Source organism: Streptomyces sp. 35G-GA-8 (assembly GCF_023534745.1).
GTDB lineage: Bacteria > Actinomycetota > Actinomycetes > Streptomycetales > Streptomycetaceae > Streptomyces.
In genome coordinates this window covers 92,254-117,494 of the sequence record NZ_JAMHJQ010000020.1, presented here as the reverse complement: position 1 = coordinate 117,494, position 25,241 = coordinate 92,254, and the positions used below count along the sequence as shown (strand labels likewise).

The 25,241-nt window shown below is 70.7% G+C and carries 21 protein-coding genes; 17 read left to right on the top strand and 4 right to left on the bottom strand.

What is annotated here, in order from left to right; translation table 11 throughout:
• Positions 1-26: 26 nt before the first annotated feature.
• The 9 genes from M1203_RS34250 (at position 27) to mutM (ending at position 9,411) form a co-directional block, all read left to right on the top strand.
• On the top strand, positions 27-1,673 hold the full coding sequence (locus tag M1203_RS34250) for a DAK2 domain-containing protein (protein WP_249953749.1): 1,647 nt from the start codon (positions 27-29) through the stop codon (positions 1,671-1,673).
• Positions 1,674-1,698: 25 nt separating this feature from the next.
• Positions 1,699-3,927: an ATP-dependent DNA helicase RecG gene (gene recG, locus M1203_RS34245; protein ID WP_249953748.1), complete on the top strand. Its 2,229-nt coding sequence runs from the start codon at positions 1,699-1,701 to the stop codon at positions 3,925-3,927.
• A 264-nt stretch (positions 3,928-4,191) separates the two neighbouring features.
• Entirely contained in the window at positions 4,192-4,776 is a 585-nt protein-coding gene (gene rsmD, locus M1203_RS34240) for a 16S rRNA (guanine(966)-N(2))-methyltransferase RsmD (protein WP_249953747.1), read from the top strand.
• 26 nt (positions 4,777-4,802) lie between these two features.
• Positions 4,803-5,282, top strand: a complete 480-nt coding sequence (gene coaD / locus M1203_RS34235) for a pantetheine-phosphate adenylyltransferase (RefSeq protein ID WP_249953776.1) — start codon at positions 4,803-4,805, stop codon at positions 5,280-5,282.
• Positions 5,283-5,380: 98 nt separating this feature from the next.
• Entirely contained in the window at positions 5,381-6,529 is a 1,149-nt protein-coding gene (locus tag M1203_RS34230; RefSeq protein ID WP_249953746.1) for an ATP synthase F0 subunit B, read from the top strand.
• Positions 6,530-6,651: 122 nt separating this feature from the next.
• Entirely contained in the window at positions 6,652-7,359 is a 708-nt protein-coding gene (locus tag M1203_RS34225; RefSeq protein WP_249953745.1) for a DUF177 domain-containing protein, read from the top strand.
• Positions 7,360-7,361: 2 nt separating this feature from the next.
• Positions 7,362-7,535, top strand: coding sequence for a 50S ribosomal protein L32 (gene rpmF, locus M1203_RS34220; protein ID WP_003965982.1), 174 nt, complete (start codon positions 7,362-7,364; stop codon positions 7,533-7,535).
• A gap of 19 nt (positions 7,536-7,554) precedes the next feature.
• On the top strand, positions 7,555-8,454 hold the full coding sequence (gene rnc, locus M1203_RS34215; RefSeq protein WP_249953744.1) for a ribonuclease III: 900 nt from the start codon (positions 7,555-7,557) through the stop codon (positions 8,452-8,454).
• A 96-nt stretch (positions 8,455-8,550) separates the two neighbouring features.
• On the top strand, positions 8,551-9,411 hold the full coding sequence (gene mutM / locus M1203_RS34210) for a bifunctional DNA-formamidopyrimidine glycosylase/DNA-(apurinic or apyrimidinic site) lyase (RefSeq protein ID WP_249953743.1): 861 nt from the start codon (positions 8,551-8,553) through the stop codon (positions 9,409-9,411).
• Here the strand turns inward: mutM and M1203_RS34205 are convergent.
• Both M1203_RS34205 and M1203_RS34200 read right to left on the bottom strand, forming a co-directional pair.
• A complete protein-coding gene (locus M1203_RS34205; protein ID WP_249953742.1) occupies positions 9,384-9,770 on the bottom strand; it encodes a helix-turn-helix domain-containing protein in 387 nt (128 codons plus the stop codon). The two genes, mutM and M1203_RS34205, sit on opposite strands and share 28 nt — an antisense overlap.
• 100 nt (positions 9,771-9,870) lie before the next feature.
• Complete coding sequence (locus tag M1203_RS34200) at positions 9,871-10,776, bottom strand: CAP domain-containing protein (protein WP_249953741.1); 906 nt, start codon at positions 10,774-10,776, stop codon at positions 9,871-9,873.
• Between the two features lie 134 nt (positions 10,777-10,910).
• Between M1203_RS34200 and M1203_RS34195 the strand changes: the two genes are divergently transcribed.
• From M1203_RS34195 to M1203_RS34180, 4 genes are all read left to right on the top strand, one after another.
• Positions 10,911-11,192, top strand: a complete 282-nt coding sequence (locus M1203_RS34195) for an acylphosphatase (protein WP_249953740.1) — start codon at positions 10,911-10,913, stop codon at positions 11,190-11,192.
• A 381-nt stretch (positions 11,193-11,573) separates the two neighbouring features.
• A complete protein-coding gene (locus tag M1203_RS34190) occupies positions 11,574-11,792 on the top strand; it encodes a hypothetical protein (protein ID WP_030351764.1) in 219 nt (72 codons plus the stop codon).
• Positions 11,793-11,991: 199 nt separating this feature from the next.
• Complete coding sequence (locus tag M1203_RS34185; protein WP_249953739.1) at positions 11,992-15,648, top strand: AAA family ATPase; 3,657 nt, start codon at positions 11,992-11,994, stop codon at positions 15,646-15,648.
• A gap of 189 nt (positions 15,649-15,837) precedes the next feature.
• On the top strand, positions 15,838-17,256 hold the full coding sequence (locus M1203_RS34180) for a sugar porter family MFS transporter (RefSeq protein WP_249953738.1): 1,419 nt from the start codon (positions 15,838-15,840) through the stop codon (positions 17,254-17,256).
• A 12-nt stretch (positions 17,257-17,268) separates the two neighbouring features.
• Here M1203_RS34180 and M1203_RS34175 read toward each other — a convergent pair whose 3' ends face one another.
• Entirely contained in the window at positions 17,269-18,753 is a 1,485-nt protein-coding gene (locus tag M1203_RS34175) for a cytosine permease (RefSeq protein WP_249953737.1), read from the bottom strand.
• A 165-nt stretch (positions 18,754-18,918) separates the two neighbouring features.
• Between M1203_RS34175 and ftsY the strand changes: the two genes are divergently transcribed.
• Entirely contained in the window at positions 18,919-20,121 is a 1,203-nt protein-coding gene (gene ftsY, locus M1203_RS34170) for a signal recognition particle-docking protein FtsY (RefSeq protein ID WP_249953736.1), read from the top strand.
• A gap of 554 nt (positions 20,122-20,675) precedes the next feature.
• On the opposite strand, the gene M1203_RS34165 is transcribed toward ftsY, so the two are convergent.
• Positions 20,676-21,338 (bottom strand): bifunctional DNA primase/polymerase, encoded by a 663-nt coding sequence (locus tag M1203_RS34165; protein WP_249953735.1) that lies wholly within the window; start codon positions 21,336-21,338, stop codon positions 20,676-20,678.
• Positions 21,339-21,766: 428 nt separating this feature from the next.
• Between M1203_RS34165 and M1203_RS34160 the strand changes: the two genes are divergently transcribed.
• The 3 genes from M1203_RS34160 to M1203_RS34150 all read left to right on the top strand — a co-directional run bounded on the left by M1203_RS34160 (position 21,767) and on the right by M1203_RS34150 (position 25,218).
• Complete coding sequence (locus M1203_RS34160) at positions 21,767-23,248, top strand: hypothetical protein (RefSeq protein WP_249953734.1); 1,482 nt, start codon at positions 21,767-21,769, stop codon at positions 23,246-23,248.
• Between the two features lie 342 nt (positions 23,249-23,590).
• Positions 23,591-24,883 (top strand): ammonium transporter, encoded by a 1,293-nt coding sequence (locus tag M1203_RS34155; RefSeq protein WP_351393687.1) that lies wholly within the window; start codon positions 23,591-23,593, stop codon positions 24,881-24,883.
• On the top strand, positions 24,880-25,218 hold the full coding sequence (locus tag M1203_RS34150; RefSeq protein WP_249953733.1) for a P-II family nitrogen regulator: 339 nt from the start codon (positions 24,880-24,882) through the stop codon (positions 25,216-25,218). The genes M1203_RS34155 and M1203_RS34150 overlap by 4 nt, the downstream gene beginning before the upstream one ends.
• Positions 25,219-25,241 lie beyond the last annotated feature (23 nt).

Sequence of the window (25,241 nt, the reverse complement as noted above, 5' to 3'; positions counted from 1 at the left end):
CAAGGCCGCTCAAGGAGGACCCTCAGGTGCCGCAGACCCTCGACGCAGCAGCGGTACGGAGCTGGTGCTCGCTGGCGCTGGAGGCCCTGGGCCGGGAGCGCGAGGAGATCGACGCGATCAATGTCTATCCGGTCGCGGACGGTGACACCGGCACCAATCTCTATCTGACCGTGGAGTCCGCGGCGCAGGCGGTCGAGGCCGTCTTCGCGGCCCATGAGACCGGTGCGTCCGTGCCCGCGTCCGCCGATGCCGTACGGGCCATGGCGCATGGCGCGCTGCTCGGTGCCCGGGGGAACTCCGGGACGATCCTGGCGCAGCTGCTGCGCGGGATGGCGGAGGTACTGGCGGACACGGCGCCGACGGATCCCGGGGGCGCCGGCGGAGCGCGGCTCGCACCGGCGCTGCGGCGGGCCGCGGAACTGGCCCGCGAGGCCGTCGCGCACCCCGTCGAGGGCACGATCCTCAGCGTGGCCTCCGCGGCGGCCGAGGCGGCGGAGATGGCGGAACGGAGCGGGTCGGCGGACGCGGGCGCCACCGCACGCGCGGCGTACGCGGGCGCACGCGCCGCGCTCGCGGCCACCCCCGACCAACTGCCCGTGCTCGGACGCGCGGGTGTCGTCGACGCAGGCGGGCGCGGGCTGCTCGCCGTCCTCGGCGCCCTGGTCCGGTCCCTCACCGGTGAGACACCGGCCGCCTTCCCGATGGGCCACCGCCGGTATGAGGACCCGGCCGCGATCGAGCCGGCGATCGGGTCCTGCGCTCCCGGAGGCGGGCCCGCCTTCGAGGTGATCTATCTGCTGGAGGCGGACGACCGCGCCGTGGCGCGGCTCCGGGCCCGGCTCGACGGGCTGGGGGACTCCCTGGTCGTCGTCGGCGGCGACGGGCTGTGGAACGTACACATCCATGTCGACGACGCGGGCGCCGCCGTGGAGGCCGGGGTCGAGGCGGGACGCCCGTACCGCATCCGCATCACACACTTCGGCGCCGCCGCCGAGGAGCCGCCCGAGCGGGTTCAGCGGGCCGTCGTCGCGGTGGTCCCGGGAGAAGGGCTCGCGGGGCTGTGCGCCGAGGCCGGCGCGACGACCGTGCTCGCGCGCCCCGGGGAGCCGCCCGCCAGCGGGGAGCTGGTCGAGGCGATCCGGCGGGCCCACGCGCGCGAGGTGGTGCTCCTGCCGAACGACGCGGCGCTGCGGCACACCGCCGCCGCGGCCGCGGAACAGGCCCGTACCGAGGGCGTACGGGTCGCCCTCATCCCGACCAGGGCCGCCGTCCAGGGCATCGCGGCGCTCGCCGTCCACCAGCCGGACCGGCGCTTCGACGAGGACGTGGTCGCCATGACCACCGCGGCCGGCGCCACCCGCTACGCCGAACTGGCCGTCGCCGAACGGCAGTCCTGGACCATGGCGGGTATCTGCCAGGCCGGGGACGTCCTCGGACTGATCGACGGGGACGTGGCGGTGATCGGCGCCGATCTCACCGCCACCGCGGAGGCGGTGCTCTCCCGGATGCTGGCGGCCGGCGGCGAACTGGTGACGCTGGTGCTCGGCGACCAGGTGCCCGACGCGCTCGCCGACCGTCTGGAGATCTACGTACGGGACGGCCATCTGGCCGTCGACACCGTGGTCTACCGGGGCGGCAGGCAGTCCGTTCCGCTGCTCATCGGCGTGGAGTAGCAGCCTGTCAGTGGCGTGGTGTGCAATGGATCGCGTGTCCGCGCTGGATGAACCCCTCAAGAAGACGCTCGGCCCCGCCACCGCGAAGGTGATGGCCGAACACCTCGACCTGCACACGGTCGGCGATCTGCTGCACCACTACCCCAGGCGGTACGAGGAGCGCGGCCAGCTCACCAAGCTGGCCGATCTGCCGCTGGACGAGGACGTCACGGTGGTCGCGCAGGTCGCCGACTCCCGGATCCTGACGTTCAACCACGGCCGGGGCCAGCGTCTGGAGATCACTCTCACCGACGGCAGCGGCCGGCTCCAACTGGTCTTCTTCGGCAGGGGGATCCACAAGCCGCACAAGGAGCTGCCGCCGGGCAGCCGAGGGATGTTCGCGGGCAAGGTGTCCGTCTTCAACCGCAAGCTCCAGCTCGCGCATCCCACCTATGTGCCGCTGGGCAGGGCAACCGCCGACGACGGGACGACGGAGGACACCGCGCAGGCCGTGGACGCCTTCGCGGGCAAGCTGATCCCGATCTACCCGGCCTGCAAGGGGCTGGAGTCCTGGAAGATCACCAAAGCGGTCGACGCGGTCCTGCCCAGAGCCGCGGAGGCCGTCGATCCGCTGCCGCCCGCGCTGCGCGAGGGCCGTGGATTCGCCTCCCTGCCCGAGGCGCTGCTCAAGGTCCACCGGCCCGAGAGCCGGGCCGACATCGAATCCGCCAGACAGCGGCTGAAGTGGGACGAGGCGTTCGTTCTCCAGGTCGCGCTGGCCCGGCGGAGGTACGCGGACGCGCAGCTGCCCGCCGTCGCCCGGCGGCCCGTGCCCGACGGACTGCTGGACGCCTTCGACGCCGACCTGCCCTTCACCCTCACCGACGGCCAGCAGAAGGTCACCGGCGAGATCTTCGCGGACCTCGCCACCGAACACCCCATGCACCGGCTGCTCCAGGGCGAGGTCGGCTCGGGCAAGACGCTGGTCGCGCTCCGGGCGATGCTCGCGGTCGTCGACGCGGGCGGTCAGGCCGCCATGCTGGCGCCCACGGAAGTGCTCGCCCAGCAGCACCACCGTTCGATCACGGAGATGATGGGCGAGCTGGCCCAGGGAGGAATGCTCGGCGGCGCCGAGCACGGCACCAAGGTCGTCCTGCTCACCGGCTCGATGGGCATGGCCGCGCGGCGTCAGGCGCTGCTCGATCTGGTCACCGGCGAGGCCGGGATCGTGATCGGTACGCACGCGCTGATCGAGGACAAGGTGCGGTTCCACGACCTCGGACTGGTCGTGGTGGACGAGCAGCACCGCTTCGGCGTGGAGCAGCGCGACGCGCTCCGCTCCAAGGGCAAGCAGCCACCGCATCTGCTGGTCATGACGGCCACGCCCATTCCCCGTACGGTCGCGATGACCGTCTTCGGCGATCTGGAGACCTCCGTCCTCGACCAGCTCCCGGCGGGCCGCTCGCCGATCGCCAGCCATGTGGTGCCCGCCCAGGACAAGCCGCACTTCCTCGCCCGCGCCTGGGAGCGGGTACGGGAGGAGGTCGGAAAAGGACATCAGGCGTATGTCGTCTGCCCCCGGATCGGAGACGACGAGGAGGACGACGACGGCAAGGCGACGCGGAAAACGAAACCGTCCAAGGAGGACGAGGCCGAGAAGCGGCCCCCGCTCGCGGTCGTGGAGGTCGCCGGGCAGCTCACCGAGGGACCGCTCCAGGGGCTGCGCGTCGAGATCCTGCACGGCCGGATGCAGCCGGACGACAAGGACGCCGTGATGCGCCGCTTCGCCGCGGGCGAGGTGGACGTGCTCGTCGCGACCACGGTCATCGAGGTCGGTGTGAACGTCCCCAACGCCACCGCCATGGTGATCATGGACGCGGACCGGTTCGGCGTCTCCCAACTGCACCAGCTGCGCGGACGCGTCGGCCGCGGCTCGGCCCCCGGCCTCTGTCTGCTGGTCACGGACATGCCCGAGGCGAGCCCGGCCAGGGCCCGGCTGGGCGCGGTCGCCGCCACGCTCGACGGCTTCGAGCTCTCCCGTATCGACCTCGAACAGCGCCGTGAGGGCGATGTCCTCGGCCAGGCCCAGTCCGGGGTGCGCTCCTCGCTGCGGATGCTCGCGGTCATCGAGGACGAGGAGATCATCGCCGCCGCCCGGGAGGAGGCCGCCGCGGTGGTCGCCGAGGACCCGGAGCTGACGGGCTCCCCGGAGCTGCGCACGGCGCTGGACGCCCTGCTGGACACCGAACGCGAGCAGTACCTCGACAAGGGCTGACCCTCCGGACCGGCCGGACCCGCCGTGCCCGGCCATGGGCACCGGACCCGGCCATGGGCACCGGACCCGGCCATGGGCACCGGACCCGGCCATGGGCACCGGACCCGGCCATGTCGCACGGGGCCGGGCCATGTCGCACCGGGCCGGGCCCGCTCGGTACGTACGCCATATCGTGGGGGCAGAGCCGTTTTCCGAGCCCCGCGCCCCACCCACCCGTCCCCGACCGACCGCCCGCGACCCCATCGAACCGAGGACCCGACTCCCATGACCCGCGTGATCGCCGGTGCCGCCGGCGGACGCCGTCTCGCCGTACCGCCAGGCACCGGCACCCGCCCCACCTCCGACCGGGCGCGTGAGGGCCTCTTCTCCAGCTGGGAATCGCTCCTCGGCACCCTCGAAGACCTCCGCATCGCCGATCTCTACGCGGGATCCGGCGCCGTGGGCCTGGAGGCGCTCTCCCGTGGCGCCGCGCACGCCCTGCTCGTCGAGTCGGACCCCCGCGCCGCCCGCACCGTCCGCGCGAACGTCGCGACGCTCGGGCTTCCCGGCGCGGAGGTCCGTACCGGCAAGGCGGAGCAGATCATCACGGGCCCGGTCCCCGGCACCCCCTACGACCTGGTCTTCCTCGATCCGCCGTATGCCGTCACCGACGACGATCTTCGGGAGATACTGCTCACACTCCGCACAAGGGGCTGGCTCAGCGCCGCCGCCGTCGCCACCGTGGAACGCAGCACCAGGGGTGGGGAGTTCGACTGGCCGGAGGGTTTCGAGCCGTTGCGGTCCCGTCGCTACGGCGAGGGAACGCTTTGGTACGGTCGCGCCGCCTCTACGAGTGAAGACGCACCATGACCGGACCGGAGAGCGAGGGAATCAAGTTGCGCCGCGCCGTCTGTCCGGGGTCCTTCGACCCCATCACCAATGGACATCTCGACATCATCGCCCGCGCCTCCAAGCTGTACGACGTCGTACATGTCGCGGTAATGATCAACCAGTCCAAGAAGGGGCTGTTCACGATCGAGGAGCGGATCGATCTGATCCGCGAGGTCACCGCCGAGTTCGGCAATGTGGAGGTCGAGGCCTTCCACGGGCTGCTCGTCGACTTCTGCAAGCAGCGCGACATCCCCGCCATCGTCAAGGGCCTGCGCGCCGTCAGCGACTTCGACTACGAACTGCAGATGGCCCAGATGAACAACGGGCTCTCCGGGGTCGAGACGCTGTTCGTGCCCACCAACCCCACCTACAGCTTCCTCTCCTCCTCCCTGGTCAAAGAGGTCGCGACCTGGGGCGGAGACGTCTCCCACCTGCTGCCCGAGGCCGTCCACTCGGCCTTGATGGCGCGCCTCGGCGAGCGCTGAGGAACTGACGGCCCGTCATCCGGTGTCGGACGGGCTCGAACTGGCCGTACAGTCGTTGCGTCCGTCTCCAAACCAGCTGAGAGAGTGGCGAGCACACGGTGGACGTACAGAAGAAGCTCGACGAGATCGTCGACACGGTGGGCAGCGCCCGCTCCATGCCCATGTCGGCGTCCTGCGTGGTGAACCGCGCCGAGCTGCTCGCCATGCTGGAAGAGGTACGGGAAGCTCTCCCGGGCTCGCTGGCCCAGGCACAGGAGCTGATCGGCGGCCGGGAGCAGCTGGCCGAGCAGGCCCGCCAGGAGGCGGAGCGCATCATCGAGGCGGCGCACGCCCAGCGCTCCGGGCTGATCTCCGACACCGCGGTCGCCCGGCAGTCCCAGGAGGAGGCCGACCGCATCCTCGCGGAGGCCCGCAGGGACGCCGAGGAGATCCGCGCCGAGGCCGACGACTACGTCGACTCCAAGCTCGCCAACTTCGAGGTCGTCCTCACCAAGACCATCGGCTCCGTCGACCGGGGCCGCGAGAAGCTGCTCGGCCGCGCCCCCGGCGGTGACGACGACGATGCCCCCGAGTACAGCGACGACCCCGGCACCCTGATCCGGCGGGCCGACGAGTACATCGACACCAAGTTCGGCGCCTTCGAGGCCGTTCTGTCCAAGACCCTCGAAGCGGTCGGCCGCGGCAGGCAGAAGCTCCACGGCCGCACCGACTCGGACGATCTGGGCGCCCACATGGCAGCCCAGGACGCGGCGGGCCCCCAGGGGCGCACCAGCGACGCGGACTATCTGGCGGACCTCGCGGGGGACCCCCGGGAAGGCGTCCAGCAGCCCGTGGCGGCGCAGCAGCCCCCCGTACCGGTCCAGCAGCCGTACGCCGAGCCCGCGTACCCGCAGACACCGCCCCAGGCCCAGCCAGTGCCCCAGTACGCCGAGGCCGGCTACCAGGACCCGGCGTACGCCGGGGACGCCGGCTACGGCGGCTACCAGCAGCAGGACGCGTACGGCTACCAGCAGCAGGACCCGTACGCGTACCAGCAGCAGGGATACGGCCAGGACCAGGGCCACGGCCAGGACCAGGCGCAGGGCTACGACCCGAACTACGGCTGGCAGCAGCAGCCCGAGGTCCAGCCCCAGCAGCACGCGCTGCCCCCGGCCCACGAGCCGCGCAGCACCCTCGACGAGACCAGCCTCTTCGACACCAGCATGATCGACATCGAGCAGCTGCGCCGGTACGAGCAAGGACGCTGAGACCGCCGGCCCCGGGTCGCCGGGACCGCGCGCCCGGTCCGGCCGCCACCGAGGGGCCGGATTGGGCCTACGGCGGCCGGTCCAGTACCCTGGCTCTTCGGCCGCGTGTATGTCCGCGACCCATGCCGCCCGCTCGCTCTCGCGACGGTGGCGGCCTCCCAAACGATCCGAAAGCGGGAAAAGCCCTGAACGCGCGCCTCGACCACCGCGACCCCCTCGTGTTCGACACACACGAGCTGGGGCGGCGTCCTGGTGCGCTCCAGAAGCTGACCCGCTCGGTACCCGCCCCCAAGGACTTCGGTATCGCGGGGGTGATCGGGACGCCCGAGGGCGCGCCCGTGGAGCTGGCCCTCCGCCTCGAATCCGTCATGGAGGGGGTGCTCGTCACGGGCACCGCCCGTGCGGTGGCCGAGGGGGAGTGCGTAAGGTGTCTGGAGCCGCTCAGCCAGGAAGTGGCGGCGGACTTCCAGGAGATGTTCTCGTACCACGACGCCGATGACCGGGGCCGCACCCGTGCGGAGCCGGCCGCTGACGCCGAGTACAGCGAGGACGACGACAGACTCTTCATCGAAGATGGCCTGTTCGACCTCGAACCGGTGCTGCGTGACGCGGTGGTACTCGCACTGCCGATGCAGCCGGTGTGCCGGGAGACCTGTGCCGGTCTGTGTTCCACATGTGGGATCAGGCTGGACGAGAACCCGGACCACCACCACGACGCCGTCGACATCCGTTGGGCGGCACTGCAGGGACTCGCCGAGACCGTCAAGGACGGCGAGAAGGACAACATGGGCGGCGCCGAAGCGGGCGTCGACGAGAAGCAGGAGAAGTAGCCGTGGCTGTTCCGAAGCGGAAGATGTCGCGCAGCAACACGCGCCACCGCCGGTCGCAGTGGAAGGCTGCGGTCCCCACCCTGGTTTCGTGCGAGCGTTGCCAGGAGCCGAAGCTGCAGCACATCGCGTGCCCGAGCTGCGGCACCTATAACAAGCGCCAGGTCCTCGAGGTCTGAGCGGCTGGTGAGAGGCTCAATGTCTGAACTGTCCCATGCCAAGAAGCAGACAGACAATGTCAGCACAGCCTCGTCCCACACGCTTCTGGAAGGGCGGCTCGGGTATCAGCTCGAGACCGCCCTTCTGGTGCGTGCGCTGACCCATCGTTCGTACGCGTACGAGAACGGCGGTCTGCCCACCAACGAGCGGCTCGAATTCCTCGGGGATTCGGTGCTCGGTCTGGTGGTCACGGACACGCTGTACCGCACCCACCCCGATCTGCCTGAAGGCCAGTTGGCCAAATTGCGGGCCGCGGTGGTCAATTCGCGTGCGCTTGCGGAAGTGGGCCGCGGCCTCGAACTCGGCTCCTTCATCCGGCTCGGCCGGGGCGAAGAGGGCACGGGCGGCCGGGACAAGGCGTCCATCCTCGCCGACACCCTTGAAGCGGTGATCGGCGCTGTCTATCTCGACAAGGGCCTCGACGCGGCGTCCGAGCTGGTGCACCGGCTCTTCGACCCGCTGATCGAGAAGTCCTCGAATCTCGGGGCCGGCCTGGACTGGAAGACCAGTCTCCAGGAGCTGACCGCGGCGGAGAGTCTCGGTGTGCCCGAGTATCTCGTCACGGAAACGGGCCCGGACCACGAGAAGACCTTCACCGCTGCCGCCCGCGTCGGTGGTGTCTCGTACGGCACCGGCACCGGCCGCAGCAAGAAGGAAGCGGAGCAGCAGGCGGCGGAGTCCGCCTGGCGGTCCATCCGGACCGCGGCGGACGAACGCGAGGCGGCGGGGAAGACCGACGCCGACTCCGGCGTTGACATGGAGAACGGCGTCGACGCCAAGGCCGAGGACGCCACGTCCGCGGATGCCGGGCCTGAAGAGGCCGCCGACACCTCTTCAGCTCCCTCGGAGCAGACTCCTGCGGACACCGCCAACGCCTGAGCGTCCGTGCTCTCTCCTTCCGGGTGCGCCCCTCGCGTCGTCGTACGGCGTGAGGGGCGCACTCGTTACGGCCCCTTCACCCCCCAGGAGCGTCCCGTGCCCGAGTTGCCCGAGGTCGAAGTCGTCCGGCGTGGACTTGAACGCTGGGTCAGCGGCCGGACCGTCGCCGAGACCGAGGTGCTGCATCCGCGCGCGGTACGGCGGCACACCGCCGGAGGCGCCGACTTCGCGGCCCAGCTCAAAGGGCACACCATCGGTACGGCACGCCGACGCGGCAAATACCTGTGGCTGCCCCTCGCCGACACGGACGCCTCGATCCTCGGCCACCTCGGGATGAGCGGCCAGCTGCTGGTCCAGCCGGAGAGCGCGCCCGACGAGAAGCACCTGCGCATCCGGATCCGCTTCGCCGACACCCTCGGGACCGAGCTGCGCTTCGTCGACCAGCGCACCTTCGGCGGGCTCTCGCTCCACGAGAACACCCCCGACGGACTGCCCGATGTCATCGCGCATATCGCCCGGGATCCGCTGGACCCCGCCTTCGACGACGCCGCCTTCCTCACCGCGCTGAAGCTGCGCCGTACGACGGTCAAGCGCGCCCTGCTCGACCAGTCGCTGATCAGTGGCGTCGGCAATATCTACGCCGACGAGGCGCTGTGGCGCGGCCGTCTCCACTACGAACGCCCCACGGCCACCCTGCCCCGGCCGCGCGCCACGGAACTGCTTGGTCATGTACGGGACGTGATGACCGCGGCCCTCGATGTCGGCGGCACCAGCTTCGACAGCCTGTACGTCAATGTGAACGGCGAATCGGGGTACTTCGACCGGTCGCTGGACGCGTACGGACGGGAGGACGAGCCGTGCCGGCGCTGTGGGACACCGATCCGCCGACGGCCCTGGATGAACCGGTCCAGCTACTTCTGTCCGCGCTGTCAGAGGGCCCCGCGCGTCGTGTCGTAACGCTCCCGCGCCGAGATCACCTCGGACATCCGCCCCTCCACCAGCTGGATCAGCCCGAGCAGCCGCTCGGCGACGTCCCGGCCCAGCGGAGTCAGCTCGTAATCCACCCAGGGCGGATTGACCGGCCGCGCCTCGCGCAGCACCAGGCCGTCCCGCTCCAGCGCGTGCAGGGTCTGGGAGAGCATCTTCTCGCTCACGCCGTCGACGCGCCGCCGCAGTTCGTTGAAGCGGAGGCGGCTCTCGTGGTTCTCGTGGCTCTCGTACAGGGCGGTGAGCGTCAGGCCGCCCCAGCGGCCCGTCACATGCTCCAGCGTGGTGCGCGAGGGGCACTGCCGGGAGAAGACATCGAAGGCGTCCATGGCGGCGACTTTACAACCGAAAGCGCCCCCCGACAGGCGGCGCTTTCGTGTGGTTAGTGAGCTTCGCGGGCGGCCGGGGCCCTGTCAGGGGCGGCCGGGCTCAGAAGCCGAAGTCCTGCGTCCACCACGGGCCGCCGGAGCCGGTGTGGACACCGACACCCAGCCGGGTGTAATCGCAGTTCAGTATGTTCGCGCGATGGCCCTCGCTGTTCATCCACGAGTCCATCACGGACTGAGCGGTGGCCTGCCCCCTGGCTATGTTCTCGCCGCCCAGACCCTTGACGCCCGCCTGGTCGGCGCGGTCCCAGGGCGTTTTGCCGTCCGGGTCCGTGTGGTCGAAGAACCCGCGCTCCGCCATGTCGTCGCTGAAGTCCTGCGCCAGCCTGCCGAGCGAGGCATCGGCCCGCACCGGGCTGCACCCCACCTTCGCGCGCTCCTTGTTGACCAGGGAGAGCACGGCCGCCTCGGAGGAACTGGAGCCGGGGGCCGCCGGGGCCTCCACGGCGCGCTTGGTGGTCTGCTCGGGCGCCGGGGCCTCGCTGGAGCGGGTCGGTATCTCGGCCTTCGGCCGCGGCGGGGCCGCGGCGGGCTTCGTGGTCTTCTCCGACCGCTCGGCGGTCGACTCCGTCGTGTCCTTCGAAGGAGTGACGGACGGCTTACGCGGAGTGGGCGACGCGGACGCCGACGGCGACTGGGTCCGCTCGGCGCCACGGCTCGGCGAGGCCGGGTTCTCGCGCGTCGGCTCGGCGGACGAGCCGCCCTGCTGCTGAAGCTCCGGAGCGCCCTCGGTACGTATCTGTCCGCCGTTGGCGCTGCCGCCGACCGTGAAGTGGTCCCCGCCGCCGGGCAGCAGGCCCGAGGCGACGGCTACGGCTCCGACCGCCATGGCGGCGGAGGCGCCCAGCAGGCCGGTACGTACAGGGGTGGCGATCCGCCTCTTCCGGCGCGCACCGTCCACGTGGTCCTCGACGGGCGGGGCGGCGGCTGAGCGGCGGTGGCGTCCCATGTGCCTTCCTCATGCTCTCGACGGCAACGTGTCCAGGTCTCACCCGTACGAGTGAGGCTTTTGCGACGGGACTGTACGGCATGGTCGGAGGGGGCGCCGGGTGCCGGCGGCAATTGGCCGGTTAGCTTGCGTGCATGAAAGAAGACGTTCGAGTCACGGCCTGGGTACGCGGAAGAGTGCAGGGAGTGGGCTTCCGCTGGTTCACCAGGGCAAACGCTCTGGAGATCGGCGGCCTCACCGGATTCGCCCTCAATCTGGACGACGGCAGGGTGCAGGTCGTCGCCGAGGGGCCACGTGAGAATTGCCACCGTCTGCTGGAATGGCTGCGCTCCTCCGACACACCCGGGCGTGTGGACGGAGTCACTGAGATCTGGGACACCCCGCGCGGTGGCTATGAGACCTTCGCGATCCGCTGAGACCACGCCGCCCCCGGCGGCGCCGGGAGTCTCGGGAATGCCGACGGCACATGCGCAAGTCGGCGATGACCTGGTGGTTGCCAAGAACCGCCAGTCGTGCCAGGCTGCCCGGACAACGATGATCTCCACGCCCCAGGGGCCCCGTGACAAAGCCGGGGCCGCACGCCTCGCGGGCGCCCGCCGCCGGGCCGCCCGTCGGCACGGGGTGTGATCGTGTTGACCGTCAAACTTTTTGGTGAGAGTCTGGAATCCCCGCGCACCTTAGCTGTTTGGCAGTAAGAACCGCAGTGATGAACAAGCACTGCCAAGCACCGCGGGTGCGATTTCCCTCACGACCCACACCGCATCCGGTCGGTCACTCAGTGTGGAGGACCATTCATCATGGCAAAGGCGCTTCTCGGTTATGTCGGCGGTTCCGACCCGCGACTCCTCGCCGAGATGCGACGGCTCCAGCAGCGCGTCCAGGACCTCGAATCCGAACTCGTACGGATCCAGTCCGAGAACGACGTACTGAACGCCGCCGTCGCACAGCACCCCGGAGAGTCGCTGCTCAATGGCATCGACATCGATGTACCCCAGGCGGAGCCGGCGCTCACCTGACAACAGCCCCCCTCGGGGTCGGGTGAGAAACACTCTCGCAAGATATGCAAGGGACGCCTCGGCGTCCCTTCTTTCTTTCCATCTTCCGCTGTACGAAGCATTGTTGGCGCTGCCACGCCTTTCTTAACGTCTGATGTGCCCTGCACGTTCGGCGGTGAAACCGGCGAGGGACGATCGGAGCCGGGTAGAGTCCGACGGCGTGCATCTCAAGGCCATGACCCTGCGCGGGTTCAAATCCTTCGCCTCCGCCACGACGCTGCGCTTCGAACCGGGGATCACCTGTGTGGTGGGTCCGAACGGCTCGGGAAAGTCCAATGTCGTGGACGCGCTCTCCTGGGTCATGGGGGAGCAGGGGGCGAAGTCTCTGCGCGGCGGCAAGATGGAGGACGTGATCTTCGCCGGGACGACCGGGCGCCCGCCGCTCGGCCGCGCGGAGGTCTCGCTGACCATCGACAACACCGACGGCGCGCTGCCCATCGACTACGCGGAAGTCACCATCACGCGGATCATGTTCCGCAACGGCGGCAGCGAATACCAGCTCAACGGCGACACCTGCCGTCTTCTCGATATCCAGGAACTGCTGTCCGACAGCGGTATCGGCCGCGAGATGCATGTCATCGTCGGCCAGGGCCAGCTCGACTCCGTACTGCACGCCGACCCCATGGGACGCCGGGCGTTCATCGAAGAGGCCGCCGGAGTACTCAAACACCGCAAGCGCAAGGAGAAGGCGCTGCGGAAGCTGGACTCCATGCAGGCGAACCTGGCCCGCGTCCAGGACCTCACCGACGAACTGCGCCGTCAGCTCAAACCCCTCGGACGGCAGGCGGCGGTCGCCCGGCGGGCCGCCGTCATACAGGCGGATCTGCGCGACGCGCGGCTGCGGCTGCTCGCCGACGATCTGGTCAGGCTGCGCGACGCGCTCCGTACGGAGATCGCCGACGAGGCCGAACTGAAGCAGCGCAAGGAATCCACCGAGGGCCGGCTCAAGGCCGCGCTGACCCGGGAAGCCGAGCTGGAGGACGAGGTACGGCGGCTGGCGCCGCGCCTCCAGCGGGCCCAGCAGACCTGGTACGAACTGTCCCAGCTGGCCGAGCGGGTACGGGGCACGGTCTCGCTGGCCGACGCGCGGGTGAAGAGCGCGACCGCGACCCCCACCGACGAGCGCCGTGGCCGCGACCCCGAGGACATGGAGCGCGAGGCCGCCCGGATCCGGGAGCAGGAGGCGGAGCTGGAGGCCGCGCTGGAGGCGGCCGAGCACGCCCGCGAGGACACCGTCGCGCACCGCGCCGAGCTGGAACGCCAACTGGCCGCGGAGGAACGCCGGCTCAAGGACGCCGCCCGCGCGATCGCCGACCGCCGCGAGGGCCTGGCCCGGCTGCACGGCCAGGTCAACGCCGCCCGGGGCAGGGCGGCGTCGGCCCAGGCGGAGATCGGCCGCCTCGCCGCGTCCCGCGACGAGGCGCGCGAGCGCGCGGTCGCCGCCCAGGAGGAGTACGAACAGCTCAAGGCCGAGGTGGACGGCCTGGACGCCGAGGACCATGAACTGGGCGAACGGTACGACAGCGCCCGCGACGCCCTGTCCGCCGCGGAGGCCGAGCTGACGGCGGCGCGCGAGGCCGCCACCGCGGCGGAACGCGAACGAGCGGCCCTCGCGGCCCGCCATGAAGCGCTCGCCCTCGGCCTGCGCCGCAAGGACGGCACCGGCGCACTGCTCGCCTCCCGCGAGGACCTTTCCGGCCTGCTCGGTCCGGCCGCCGAACTGCTCACCGTCACCCCCGGGTACGAGATCCCGGTGGCCGCGGCGCTCGGCGCCGCCGCGGACGCGATCGCCGTCGCCGATCCGACGGCGGCGGCCGAGGCCATCCGGCTGCTGCGCAAACAGGACGCGGGCCGGGCCGCGCTCCTGCCGGCCGGCTCTCCCGGGGAGGACGAACCCGGACCACCGGCCGCCTCCGGGACGGCCCCGGCCCCCGGCGTGCCCGGTCAGACGGCGGCGGAGGGGGGCGGTACGGACGCCGCCGACCGTTCCGTACGTACCGCCGTCTCCGCCGGCGCCGTGCCGTATGTCATCGATCTGGTCAGCGGCCCCGCCGAGCTGCTGCGCGCCGTACGGCGGCTCGTACGGGACACGGTGGTCGTCGGGACACTGGAGGACGCCGAGGACCTGATCGCCGCGCGGCCCGCGCTCATCGCCGTGACCGCCGAGGGCGATGTGCTCAGCGCGCACTTCGCGCACGGCGGCTCGGCGGGCGCGCCGAGCCTGCTGGAGGTACAGGTCTCCGTCGACGAGGCCGCCGCCGACCTCGCGGAGCTGGCCGTACGGTGCGAGGAACTGGCCGGGGCACAGCGCCGCGCCACCGAGCGGCGGGCCGAGTGCGCCGCACTGGTGGAGGAGCTGGGGGAGCGGCGCCGGGCCGCCGACCGGGAGAAGTCCGCCGTGTCCGGACAGCTGGGACGGCTCTCCGGGCAGGCACGCGCGGCGGCCGGGGAGGCCGAGCGTACGACCGCGGCCGCGGGCAGGGCCCAGGAGGCGCTGGAGCGCGCCACCGCCGAGGCGGAGGAACTCGCGGAACGGCTGCTGGTCGCGGAGGAGGCCCCGGTCCAGGAGGAGCCGGACACCTCCGTGCGGGACCGGCTCGCCGCCGACGGAGCCAACGCCCGGCAGACCGAGATGGAGGCCAGGCTCCAGGTCCGTACCCACGAGGAGCGGGTGAAGGGGCTCGCGGGCCGGGCCGACGCGCTCGACCGGGGAGCGCGTGCCGAGCGCGAGGCGCGGGCGCGCGCGGAACAGCGCCGTGCGCGACTGCGCCACGAGGCCCATGTGGCCGGGGCCGTCGCGGCAGGCGCCCGGCAGCTGTTGGCGCATGTGGAGGTATCGGTTGTACGGGCCGAGGCCGAGCGCGTCGCCGCCGAGGCGGCCAAGGCCGAGCGCGAACGGGAGCTGGCCGCCGAGCGCAACCAGGGCCGCGATCTCAAGGCCGAGCTGGACAAGCTCACCGACTCCGTGCACCGAGGCGAGGTACTGGGCGCCGAGAAGCGGATGCGGATCGAGCAACTGGAGGCCAAGGCCCTGGAGGAGCTGGGCGTCGAGCCGGCCGGGCTGATCGCCGAATACGGCCCCGACCAGCTCGTACCGCCGTCCCCGCCCGCGGAGGGCGAGGAACTGCCCGAGGACCCGGCGGATCCGCGCAACCAGCCGAGGCCGTATGTGCGGGCCGAGCAGGAGAAGCGGCTCAAGGCGGCCGAACGGGCGCATCAGCAGCTCGGAAAGGTGAATCCGCTCGCCCTGGAGGAGTTCGCGGCGCTGGAGGAACGCCACAAGTTCCTCTCCGAGCAGCTCGAAGACCTGAAGAAGACCCGGGCGGATCTGCTGCTGGTGGTGAAGGAGGTCGACGAACGGGTCGAGCAGGTCTTCACCGAGGCGTACCGGGACACGGCGGAGCAGTTCGAGGGGGTCTTCTCGCGGCTCTTCCCGGGCGGTGAGGGGCGGCTCATCCTCACCGACCCCGAGAACATGCTCACCACGGGCGTGGACGTGGAGGCCAGGCCGCCGGGCAAGAAGGTCAAGCGGCTGTCGCTGCTCTCCGGAGGCGAACGGTCCCTGACGGCGGTGGCGTTGCTGGTGTCGATCTTCAAGGCGCGGCCGAGCCCGTTCTATGTGATGGACGAGGTCGAGGCGGCGCTCGACGACACCAATCTCCAGCGGCTGATCCGCATCATGCAGGAGCTCCAGGAGAGCTCCCAGCTGATCGTGATCACGCACCAGAAGCGGACGATGGAGGTCGCCGACGCGCTGTACGGGGTCTCCATGCAGGGCGACGGGGTCTCCAAGGTCATCAGCCAGCGGCTGCGCTGACGGCGTATCACCTCCGCTCGCGTCGCGCCGCGTCACTTCCCGTCCCGCTCGCGTCACTTCCCGCCCGCGTCACCTCCTGTTCGCGCCGGGCACGCGTACAAGTGGTGGCCGGGGGTGAGCTGTGACCCACTGGAAGGGCTCGCCGACCCCACGTCCGGCACCGGCAGCCGGGCGGTACCAGGAGCACACGTGACCAGCACAGCGGGGGTATCGCCGTCCGGAGGCCCCGCGGCCCCACCGGAGCACCTCGGCCATGTCGTCTTCATCACGGCCGCGGCCGCGATGGGCGGCTTCCTCTTCGGCTACGACAGCTCGGTGATCAACGGCGCCGTCGAAGCCATCAGGAGCAGATACGACATCGGCGCGGCGGCCCTCGCGCAGGTCATCGCCATCGCCCTGATCGGCTGTGCGATCGGTGCCGCCACGGCGGGCCGGATCGCCGACCGGATCGGCCGCATCCGCTGTATGCGGATCTCCGCGGCCCTCTTCACCGTCAGCGCCGTCGGCTCCGCGCTGCCCTTCGACATCTACGACCTGGCGGTCTGGCGGATCATCGGCGGCTTCGCCATCGGCATGGCGTCGGTGATCGGCCCCGCGTACATCGCCGAGGTCTCCCCGCCCGCCTACCGGGGCCGGCTCGGCTCCTTCCAGCAGGCCGCGATCGTCGTCGGTATCGCCATCTCCCAGCTGGTGAACTTCGGCATCCTCCAGCTCGCCGACGGCGAGCAGCGCGGCGAGCTGCTGGGGCTGGAGGCGTGGCAGTGGATGCTCGGAGTGATGGTCGTCCCGGCGCTTCTGTACGGTCTGCTCACCCTCGCGATCCCCGAGTCGCCGCGCTATCTGATCTCCGTGGGCCGGGTGGACCGCGCCAGGAAGGTGCTCGCGGAGGTCGAGAACAAGGATGTCGATCTGGACGCCAGGGTCGCCGAGATCGACCACGCCATGCGCCGCGAGCACAAGTCGACCTTCAAGGACCTGAAGGGCAGCCGCTTCTATTTCCTGCCCATCGTGTGGGTCGGCATCGGACTGTCGATGTTCCAGCAGCTCGTCGGCATCAATGTCGCCTTCTACTACTCGGCGACGCTCTGGCAGTCGGTCGGCATCAACCCGTCCAGCTCGTTCTTCTACTCGTTCACCACGTCGATCGTGAACATCATCGGCACCGTGATCGCGATGGTCCTGGTGGACAGGGTCGGCCGCAAGCCCCTCGCGCTCGTCGGCTCGGCGGGAATGGCCGTCGCGCTCGCCTTCGAGGCGTGGGCGTTCTCCGCGCCCCTGGTGAACGGCAAACTGCCGGGCACGGAGGGGACGGTCGCCCTGATCGCGGCCCATGTGTTCGTGCTCTTCTTCGCGCTGTCCTGGGGCGTCGTCGTCTGGGTCTTCCTCGGCGAGATGTTCCCGAACAAGATCCGCGCCGCCGCGCTCGGGGTGGCGGCCTCGGCGCAGTGGATCGCCAACTGGGTCATCACCGCGAGCTTTCCGAGCCTCGCCGAGTGGAACCTCTCGGGCACGTACGTCATCTACACCTGCTTCGCCGTGCTCTCCATCCCCTTCGTGCTGCTGTTCGTGAAGGAGACGAAGGGCAAGTCGCTCGAAGAGATGGGTTAGCGCCCTGGGGTCCTAAGAGACGGGCAGCTTCTCTTCCTCGGTCCGGGCGTCCTCGGTCGGTGCTTCGGCGCTCGGTGCTTCGGCGGTCGACGCCTCGGCGGTCGGCGCCGGAGTCCGTTCGCGCGGCAGGACCGCGTAGAGAGCCGCCGCCACAACGGTCGTGATGACCCAGCCCAGACCGTTCTCACCGGGCCAGGTGCCGGCGAACGGCCCCGAGAACCAGTCCACCTCGGTGAACAGCAGCCCCAGCACCAGCGCCGTACCCCAGGCAGCCGTCGCCGACCACGCGAAGCCGCCCCGGTACCAGTAGGCGCCCGCCCGTGTGGTGTCCATCAGCGCCGCGCCGTCGTACGTACGCCGCCGGAGCATGTCCACCCCGAAGACGCCGATCCACGCCGAGAACGCCACCGCGAGCAGCGTCAGGAACGAGATGAACGAGCCGATGAAGCTGGTGGCCACCACCATCAGCAGGAAGCCGAGGACCAGACTGATCACCGCGTTCACACTGACCGCCCAGGCACGCGGCACCTTGATGCCCAGGGTCTGCGCGGTGAACCCCGCCGAATACATCGACATCGAGTTGATCAGCAACATTCCGACCAGCGCGATCAGCAGATACGGCACGGCGATCCAGGCGGGCAGCAGCTCGCCGATGAACGACACCGGGTCCCGCGCGGTGGCGAGATCCGGGGTGCCGACCGCCATCACCGCACCCATCAGCACCATCGGCAGCACCACGATCCCCGCGCCGCCGACGGTCCAGCCGACCATCGACCGGCCGGAGACGGACCGGGGCAGATAGCGCGTGAAGTCCGGGCCGGAGGGCACCCAGCTGATCCCGCCCGCCGCGAGGGTGCCGATCCCGGCGACCATCATCGCCGTCGATCCCGCGGGCTGGTCGAAGACCGCCGACCAGTCCGTATGCGCCACCAGATAGATCAGCACCAGCGCGCTGAAGGCACCGAAGAGATACGTCGACCAGGTGCCGCACACCCGGAGCGCGCTGATACCGAGGCCCGAGACCAGGAAGGTGCAGGCCACGAAGAGCAGCAGTGTGATCACGATCAGCGGAGTGTCGCGCTTGACGCCGAAGAGCAAGTCGAGAACCGTCAGCACGGCATAGGCGCCGGTGACCGCGTTGATCGTCTCCCAGCCCCAGCGGGCGACCCAGATCAGCGCCCCGGGGAAGAGGTTCCCCCGCTGGCCGAAGACAGCCCGGGAGAGCGCCATACCCGGGGAGCCGCCGCGCTTCCCGGCGAGGGAGACCAGCCCCACGATGCCGTACGACACGACGGGCGCCGCGACGGCGACGGTCAGCACCTGCCAGAAGTTCAGACCGTTGAAGACGATCAGACCGGCGCCCATCGTGAGCAGCAGCACGCTGATGTTCGCCGCCACCCAGGTGGGGAAGAGTTGGCGGGCATGGCCGGTGCGCTCGTCATCGGGGACGGGTTCCAGGCCGCGGGTCTCTACCGCGCCTTCTGAGGCGTGGGGCATGAAGAGGCTCCGTACAGGGTGGGGGCTCCAGAGAGGGGAGTCCGGGAGGACCCAGAACCCCCAGCATCGTACGTTCAACGCAAAAGGTCCAAATCGTAACGGGAATCTTCGTGTGATCCTCTGAAGCCAGGGCCGGTCCCGGCCGTGGCTGATACTGGGAGCGTTATGGAAATCGTCATCCTTGTTGTAGTCATCGCCCTGGTCGCGGTCGGCCTCATCGGCGGCCTCGTGGTCGGCAGCCGCAAGAAGAAGAAGCTGCCGCCCGAGCCCCCGTCGAGCGCGCCGACCCTCACAGCTCCCCCTGCCGAGCCACATGTCGGCGACGAGGCGGAGGCACCGCGCGACGAGCCGCGCCGCACGATCGAGGAGGTCGGCCTCCCGGACGGTACGCAGACGCCGGTCGCCGTCGAGGCGGAGGCGCCGGCGCCCGCGATCGAGATCCCCGAGCCGTCCGCCGGCCGGCTGATCCGGCTGCGCGCCCGGCTCGCCCGCTCGCAGAACTCCCTCGGCAAGGGACTGCTCACGCTGCTCTCGCGCGAGCACCTCGACGAGGAGACCTGGGAGGAGATCGAGGAGACCCTCCTGATCGCGGACGTCGGTGTCGCACCGACCCAGGAACTGGTCGAGCGGCTGCGCGAGCGGGTACGCGTCCTGGGTACGCGGACGCCCGAGGAACTGCGCGCGCTGCTCAAGGAGGAGCTCGTCCACCTCCTCGGCACGGACTTCGACCGCGCGGTGAAGACCGAGAGCGGCCTCGACACCCCGGCGGTCGTGATGGTCGTCGGTGTCAACGGCACCGGCAAGACCACGACCACCGGCAAGCTGGCGCGGGTACTGATCGCGGACGGCCGCTCGGTCGTCCTGGGCGCGGCGGACACGTTCCGCGCCGCCGCCGCCGATCAGCTCCAGACATGGGGCGAGCGGGTCGGCGCGCGTACGGTACGCGGCCCCGAGGGCGGCGACCCGGCGTCGATCGCCTTCGACGCGGTCAAGGAGGGCATCGCGGAGGGCGCGGACGTCGTCCTCATCGACACGGCGGGCCGGCTGCACACCAAGACCGGGCTGATGGACGAGCTGGGCAAGGTCAAGCGGGTCGTGGAGAAGCACGGACCGCTGGACGAGGTACTGCTGGTCCTGGACGCCACGACGGGCCAGAACGGGCTGGTGCAGGCGCGGGTGTTCGCGGAGGTCGTGGACATCACCGGCATCGTCCTCACGAAGCTGGACGGCACGGCCAAGGGGGGCATCGTGATCGCGGTGCAGCGGGAGCTGGGGGTACCGGTGAAGCTGGTGGGCCTGGGCGAGGGGGCGGACGATCTGGCCCCGTTCGAACCCGAGGCGTTCGTGAGCGCGTTGATCGGCGACTAGGGGGTTTCTGTGGCCGGGGCCGGTTTCCGGGTGCGGGTGCGTTGTGGTGCCGGGTGCCGGGGTCTCCGGAGGTCCGTGTCCGGACTGCTTTCCTCACCGCGCTTCGCGCGAGCTGCGACGCTTTACGTCCGGACACGCACCTCCTCCGACCCCGACCCCCTCCCGCCATGACCCACGCGGCCGGGCACGAGGCGGATGAACCGTCCCGCGCCAGCCCACTCGCCCGCGCCGGGATGACGAGTTGGCGGGGCCACCGGGGCGCACCCCCAACCCCCACCTGGGCGGCGGCTGGGGGCGACCACCGGGGGAGGGGGGCGGGGTCGTAGGAGGTGCGTGTCCGGACACTAAAGCGTGATTTGTGGCGCGTGACCGCCCGCATCCTGACTGTGGGCAGCTGCGCGCCGTAAATCATGCCGTCCGGACATGTACCTCCGGAGGCCCCGGGCCCCGGCACGACACCGCACCATGCACCACGACCCCGCCGGACGGCACACCGTGCCGGGCCCCGGCCCAGCCGTACGAGACCGCGACCGAAACGCGACCCCACCCGGCCGTCACGCCAGGCGGTGGCAGATGTACGCCAGCGTGCCCAGGAGCAGCCTCGCCGGTGGGGGTTCCGCCCCCGTGTCCAGGGACGGCGGTCGCAGCCATCGCACCGGCCCCAGTCCCGCCACCTCCGAGGGCGGCGCCATCACATACGCTCCCGGGCCCAGGCCGTGCAGATCCAGGTCCGCGTCGTCCCAGCCCATCCGGTACAGCAGCTCCGGCAGCTCCGCCGCCGCTCCCGGCGCCACCAGGAAGTGGGCGCGGCCCTCGGGGGTCGCCATGACCGGGCCCAGGGGGAGTCCCATCCGTTCGAGCCGTACGAGGGCCCGGCTCCCCGCCGGTTCCGCCACGTCGATGATGTCGAAGCCGCGGCCCACCGGCAGCAGCACCGGCGCGCCCGGCACCTCCGACCACACCTTGGCGACGTCGTCGAGGGTGGCGCCCGCCGACACCTCGGGGCTGAACGCCAGCGGATGGGCGCCCGGCGACGCGCAGTCGGGCTCGCCGCAGGTGCACTGCGCGCCCGAGGCCCGCGCCGCGGGAACCGCGCCGGGAACCACGTCCCAGCCCCATAGGCCCGTGTACTCCGCCACCGCGGTGCACTCAGTGGTGCGGCCGCGGCGGCGCGAGCCGGACCGCATCTCCCGGATGCCGCCGATCGTGAAGCCCATGCCCCCTCCAACGGGTCGAACTCGCCGGTGGTTACGTCTCGCAGTCTGCCCGTGACACTCCGTCGCCATCGGGGCGGTCGAGGCGGCGCGAAGTGGCATTGGGGGTAGTGGGGCCGGATTCGCGCGCCCCGGTGTGCAGCGCTTCGGCCCGCTCCGATCGAAGTGCGTCAAGTCAATCGCGCCCGGCCGTGGGCGAGTTCATTCGAAGGGGTGGCGAATGGTGGCGATTGTGGAATCACCCTCGCTGGGCCCGTGATCGTAGGATTACTTTCAGTACACGAACCCGGGGTAAGACACTCCCGCGGGTATGCCAAGGGCAACTCGGTTTCCTGTTCGAAGGGGGGCAACGGGCGGACAGGCACCCCGTGCTCACGGCATTCTGATAGCGGTTCGCGCGACAAGTGGCTTCAGCGGATGGGGGCGTTCCAGTGGGCGGCAGTGGCGCAGGCGGTACGAATACCGGCAAGCGCCCGAATGGGCAACTCGGCTCGTGGTTCCTGCGCAGTGGCTGGTCGAAGGGCGAACTGGCGCGTCAGGTCAACCGCAGGGCACGTCAGATGGGCGCGCATCACATCAGCACGGACACCTCGCGGGTGCGCCGCTGGCTCGACGGCGAGCAGCCGCGCGAGCCGATCCCGCGGATCCTCGCCGAGCTGTTCTCCGAGCGCTTCGGCGCCGTCGTGGCCGTCGAGGAGCTGGGGCTGCGCTCCGCGCATCAGTCGCCCTCGGTCTCCGGGGTCGATCTGCCCTGGGCCGGCCCCCAGACCGTCGCGCTGATCAGCGAGTTCTCCCGCAGCGATCTGATGCTGGCGCGGCGCGGCTTCCTCGGCACCTCGCTGGCGCTGGCCGCGGGTCCCGCGCTGGTGGAGCCCATGCAGCGCTGGCTGGTGCCCACCACGGCGGGCGGCCAGGAACAGTCCGACGAGGAACCCGTCGTCACCCCGTCCCGCGCCACCCGGCTCTCCGGGCCGGAGCTGGATCTGCTGGAGTCGACCACCGCGATGTTCCGGCTCTGGGACGCGCAGTGCGGCGGCGGACTCCGGCGCAAGGCCGTCGTCGGACAACTCCACGAGGTCACCGACCTGCTCCAGGAGCCACAGCCCGAGGCCACCTCGCGGCGGCTCTTCCGGTGCGCGGCCGAACTGGCCGAGCTGGCCGGCTGGATGAGCTACGACGTCGGCCTCCAGCCCAACGCCCAGAAGTACTTCGTCCTCGCCCTGCACGCCGCGAAGGAGGCCGGGGACAAGCCGCTCGGCTCGTACATCCTCTCGTCCATGAGCCGCCAGATGATCCATCTCGGCCGCCCCGACGACGCGCTGGAGCTGATCCATCTCGCGCAGTACGGCAGCCGGGACTGCGCCACCGCCCGGACCCAGGCCATGCTGTATGCGATGGAGGCGCGCGCGTACGCCAACATGGGCCAGCCCAGCAAGACGAAGCGGGCCGTGCGGATGGCCGAGGACACCTTCTCCGACGCCGGGGACGACGGCGAGGTGGAACCCGACTGGATCCGTTTCTTCTCCGAGGCCGAACTCAACGGCGAGAACGCCCACTCGTACCGCGACCTCGCCTATGTCGCCGGCCGCAGCCCCACCTACGCCTCCCTCGCCGAGCCCGCCATGCGGCGCGCCGTCGAGCTGTTCGCCGAGGACACCGACCACCAGCGGTCGTACGCGCTGAACCTGATCGGTCTGGCCACCGTCCATCTCCTCAAGAAGGAGCCCGAGCAGTCCACGGTCCTTGCGGAGAAGGCCCTGAAGGTGGCGGAGAGCGTGCGTTCCGAGCGGGTCAACACCCGGCTGCGCAAGACGCTCGACACCGCCGCCAGGGACTTCGGCGATGTCTCCGGCGTGGTCGATCTCACCGAGCGGCTCACCGCCCAGCTGCCCGAGTCCGCGGAGGCCGTCTGAGCGGCCGGACGCACCCCGGCCGCCCGGCCGGATCCGCCCGCCGCCCCGCCGAAAGCTCCGGCCGCGGCAGTCACCCCGTAGGGCCCGACACGGCTCCCCCGCCGCCAGGACACAGGGTGACCGCCGCGGCCGGTTTCCGATGTCCGCAGAGGGTATCCACGGCCGGCCGCCGAGATCCGTCGGTTCATCGGCACGTAACACACAGGACGTCTTCGTCACTGCCGTGAAACATCGAGCGGCATTGGCCGAAACCGCGCTGCGCCAATCTCCTCAGCACAGTCGGCCCACACCTAGCTTGAGCATCCGCACGGGGCCGTTCCCACCCACGAGGAGACGCTGGCCTTGAATGGCGCAGATACCGCATTCGTATTGATCAGTGCCGCGCTCGTCATGCTGATGACGCCCGGCCTGGCATTCTTCTACGGCGGCATGGTGCGGGTGAAGAGCGCCCTCAACATGCTCATGATGTCCTTGATCTCGCTCGGGATCGTCAGCGTGCTGTGGGTGCTCTACGGGTACTCGCTGACCTTCGGTGACGACATCGGCGCCGGTCTGCTGGGCAACTTCGACCACATCGGCCTCAAGGGCATCACGGTCGACACCCTGACCGGGGGCAACGAAGGCATTCCGGTCTTCGCCTTCGCCCTCTTCCAGCTGATGTTCGCCGTCCTGACCCCCGCGCTGATGAGCGGGGCGCTCGCGGACCGTGTGAAGTTCAGCGCCTGGGCGCTGTTCATCGCGCTCTGGGTCTCCGTCGTGTACTTCCCGATCGCACACTGGGTCTGGCAGTCCGACGGCTGGCTCTTCAAGCTCGGGGTGATCGACTTCGCCGGTGGTACGGCGGTGCACATCAACGCGGGTGTCGGAGCGCTCGCCGCGGTCCTCGTCGTCGGCAAGCGGATCGGATTCAAGAAGGACCCGATGCGGCCGCACAGCCTGCCGCTCGTCGTCCTCGGCGCGGCGCTGCTGTGGTTCGGCTGGTTCGGCTTCAACGCCGGATCGGCGCTGGCCGCCAACGGCACCGCCGCCCTCATGGCCTTCAACACGCAGATCGCCACCGGCGCCGCGATGCTCGGCTGGCTGATCTACGAGCGTGTCAGGCACGGCGCGTTCACCACGCTGGGCGCCGCCTCCGGCGCCGTCGCGGGCCTTGTCGCGATCACCCCGTCCGGCGCGGCCGTCAACCCCTTCGGCGCCCTGCTCATCGGTGTCGTCGCCGGCGCGGTCTGCTCCTGGGCCGTCAGCCTCAAGTTCAAGCTGGGCTACGACGACTCCCTCGACGTGGTCGGCGTCCACCTCGTCGGCGGTGTCATCGGCACCCTGCTCGTGGGTGTTCTCGCCACCGGTGGCGTCGGCGGCCTCTCGCAGCTGGGCAAGCAGGCCGTCGGTGCCTTCGCGGTCATGGCCTACTCCTTCGTGGTCTCCTGGATCCTCGCCAAGATCGTCGATGTCACGATCGGCTTCCGGGCCTCCGAGGACGACGAGACGAGCGGCGTCGACATGGCGTACCACGCCGAGTCCGCCTACGACTTCAGCGCGGTCGGGGGTTCGCCCTCGGGCCGTAGTAGCGTCGCCGCCGCCAGCCAGGACGAGACCCTCGCCGCCGCGGCGAAGACCAAGAAGGTGGACGCATGAAGCTCATCATCGCAGTCGTGAAGCCACACCGGCTGGACGAGATCAAGGAGGCCCTGCAGGCCTTCGGCGTCCAGGGGCTCACGGTCACGGAGGCCAGCGGCTACGGCCGCCAGCGCGGCCACACCGAGGTCTACCGCGGTGCGGAGTACACCGTCGACCTCGTACCGAAGATCCGCATCGAGGTACTGGTCGAGGACGGCGACGCCGAACAGCTCATCGATGTGGTGGTCAAGGCCGCCCGCACCGGCAAGATCGGTGACGGGAAGGTATGGAGCGTGCCGGTCGACACGGCGGTCCGGGTACGGACCGGCGAGCGCGGCCCGGACGCCCTCTAGGCACGAGAGACGGGAACAACTGG

Coding starts and splice junctions, on each gene's coding strand:
- M1203_RS34190 (WP_030351764.1), top strand. CDS start 11,574: ATGGCAAAGGCGCTTCTCGGTTATGTCGGCGGTTCCGACCCGCGACTC.
- M1203_RS34195 (WP_249953740.1), top strand. CDS start 10,911: ATGAAAGAAGACGTTCGAGTCACGGCCTGGGTACGCGGAAGAGTGCAG.
- recG (WP_249953748.1), top strand. CDS start 1,699: ATGGATCGCGTGTCCGCGCTGGATGAACCCCTCAAGAAGACGCTCGGC.
- M1203_RS34225 (WP_249953745.1), top strand. CDS start 6,652: ATGCCGCCCGCTCGCTCTCGCGACGGTGGCGGCCTCCCAAACGATCCG.
- M1203_RS34175 (WP_249953737.1), bottom strand. CDS start 18,753: ATGCCCCACGCCTCAGAAGGCGCGGTAGAGACCCGCGGCCTGGAACCC.
- M1203_RS34165 (WP_249953735.1), bottom strand. CDS start 21,338: ATGGGCTTCACGATCGGCGGCATCCGGGAGATGCGGTCCGGCTCGCGC.
- M1203_RS34200 (WP_249953741.1), bottom strand. CDS start 10,776: ATGGGACGCCACCGCCGCTCAGCCGCCGCCCCGCCCGTCGAGGACCAC.
- ftsY (WP_249953736.1), top strand. CDS start 18,919: ATGGAAATCGTCATCCTTGTTGTAGTCATCGCCCTGGTCGCGGTCGGC.
- rnc (WP_249953744.1), top strand. CDS start 7,555: ATGTCTGAACTGTCCCATGCCAAGAAGCAGACAGACAATGTCAGCACA.
- M1203_RS34205 (WP_249953742.1), bottom strand. CDS start 9,770: ATGGACGCCTTCGATGTCTTCTCCCGGCAGTGCCCCTCGCGCACCACG.
- M1203_RS34150 (WP_249953733.1), top strand. CDS start 24,880: ATGAAGCTCATCATCGCAGTCGTGAAGCCACACCGGCTGGACGAGATC.
- rsmD (WP_249953747.1), top strand. CDS start 4,192: ATGACCCGCGTGATCGCCGGTGCCGCCGGCGGACGCCGTCTCGCCGTA.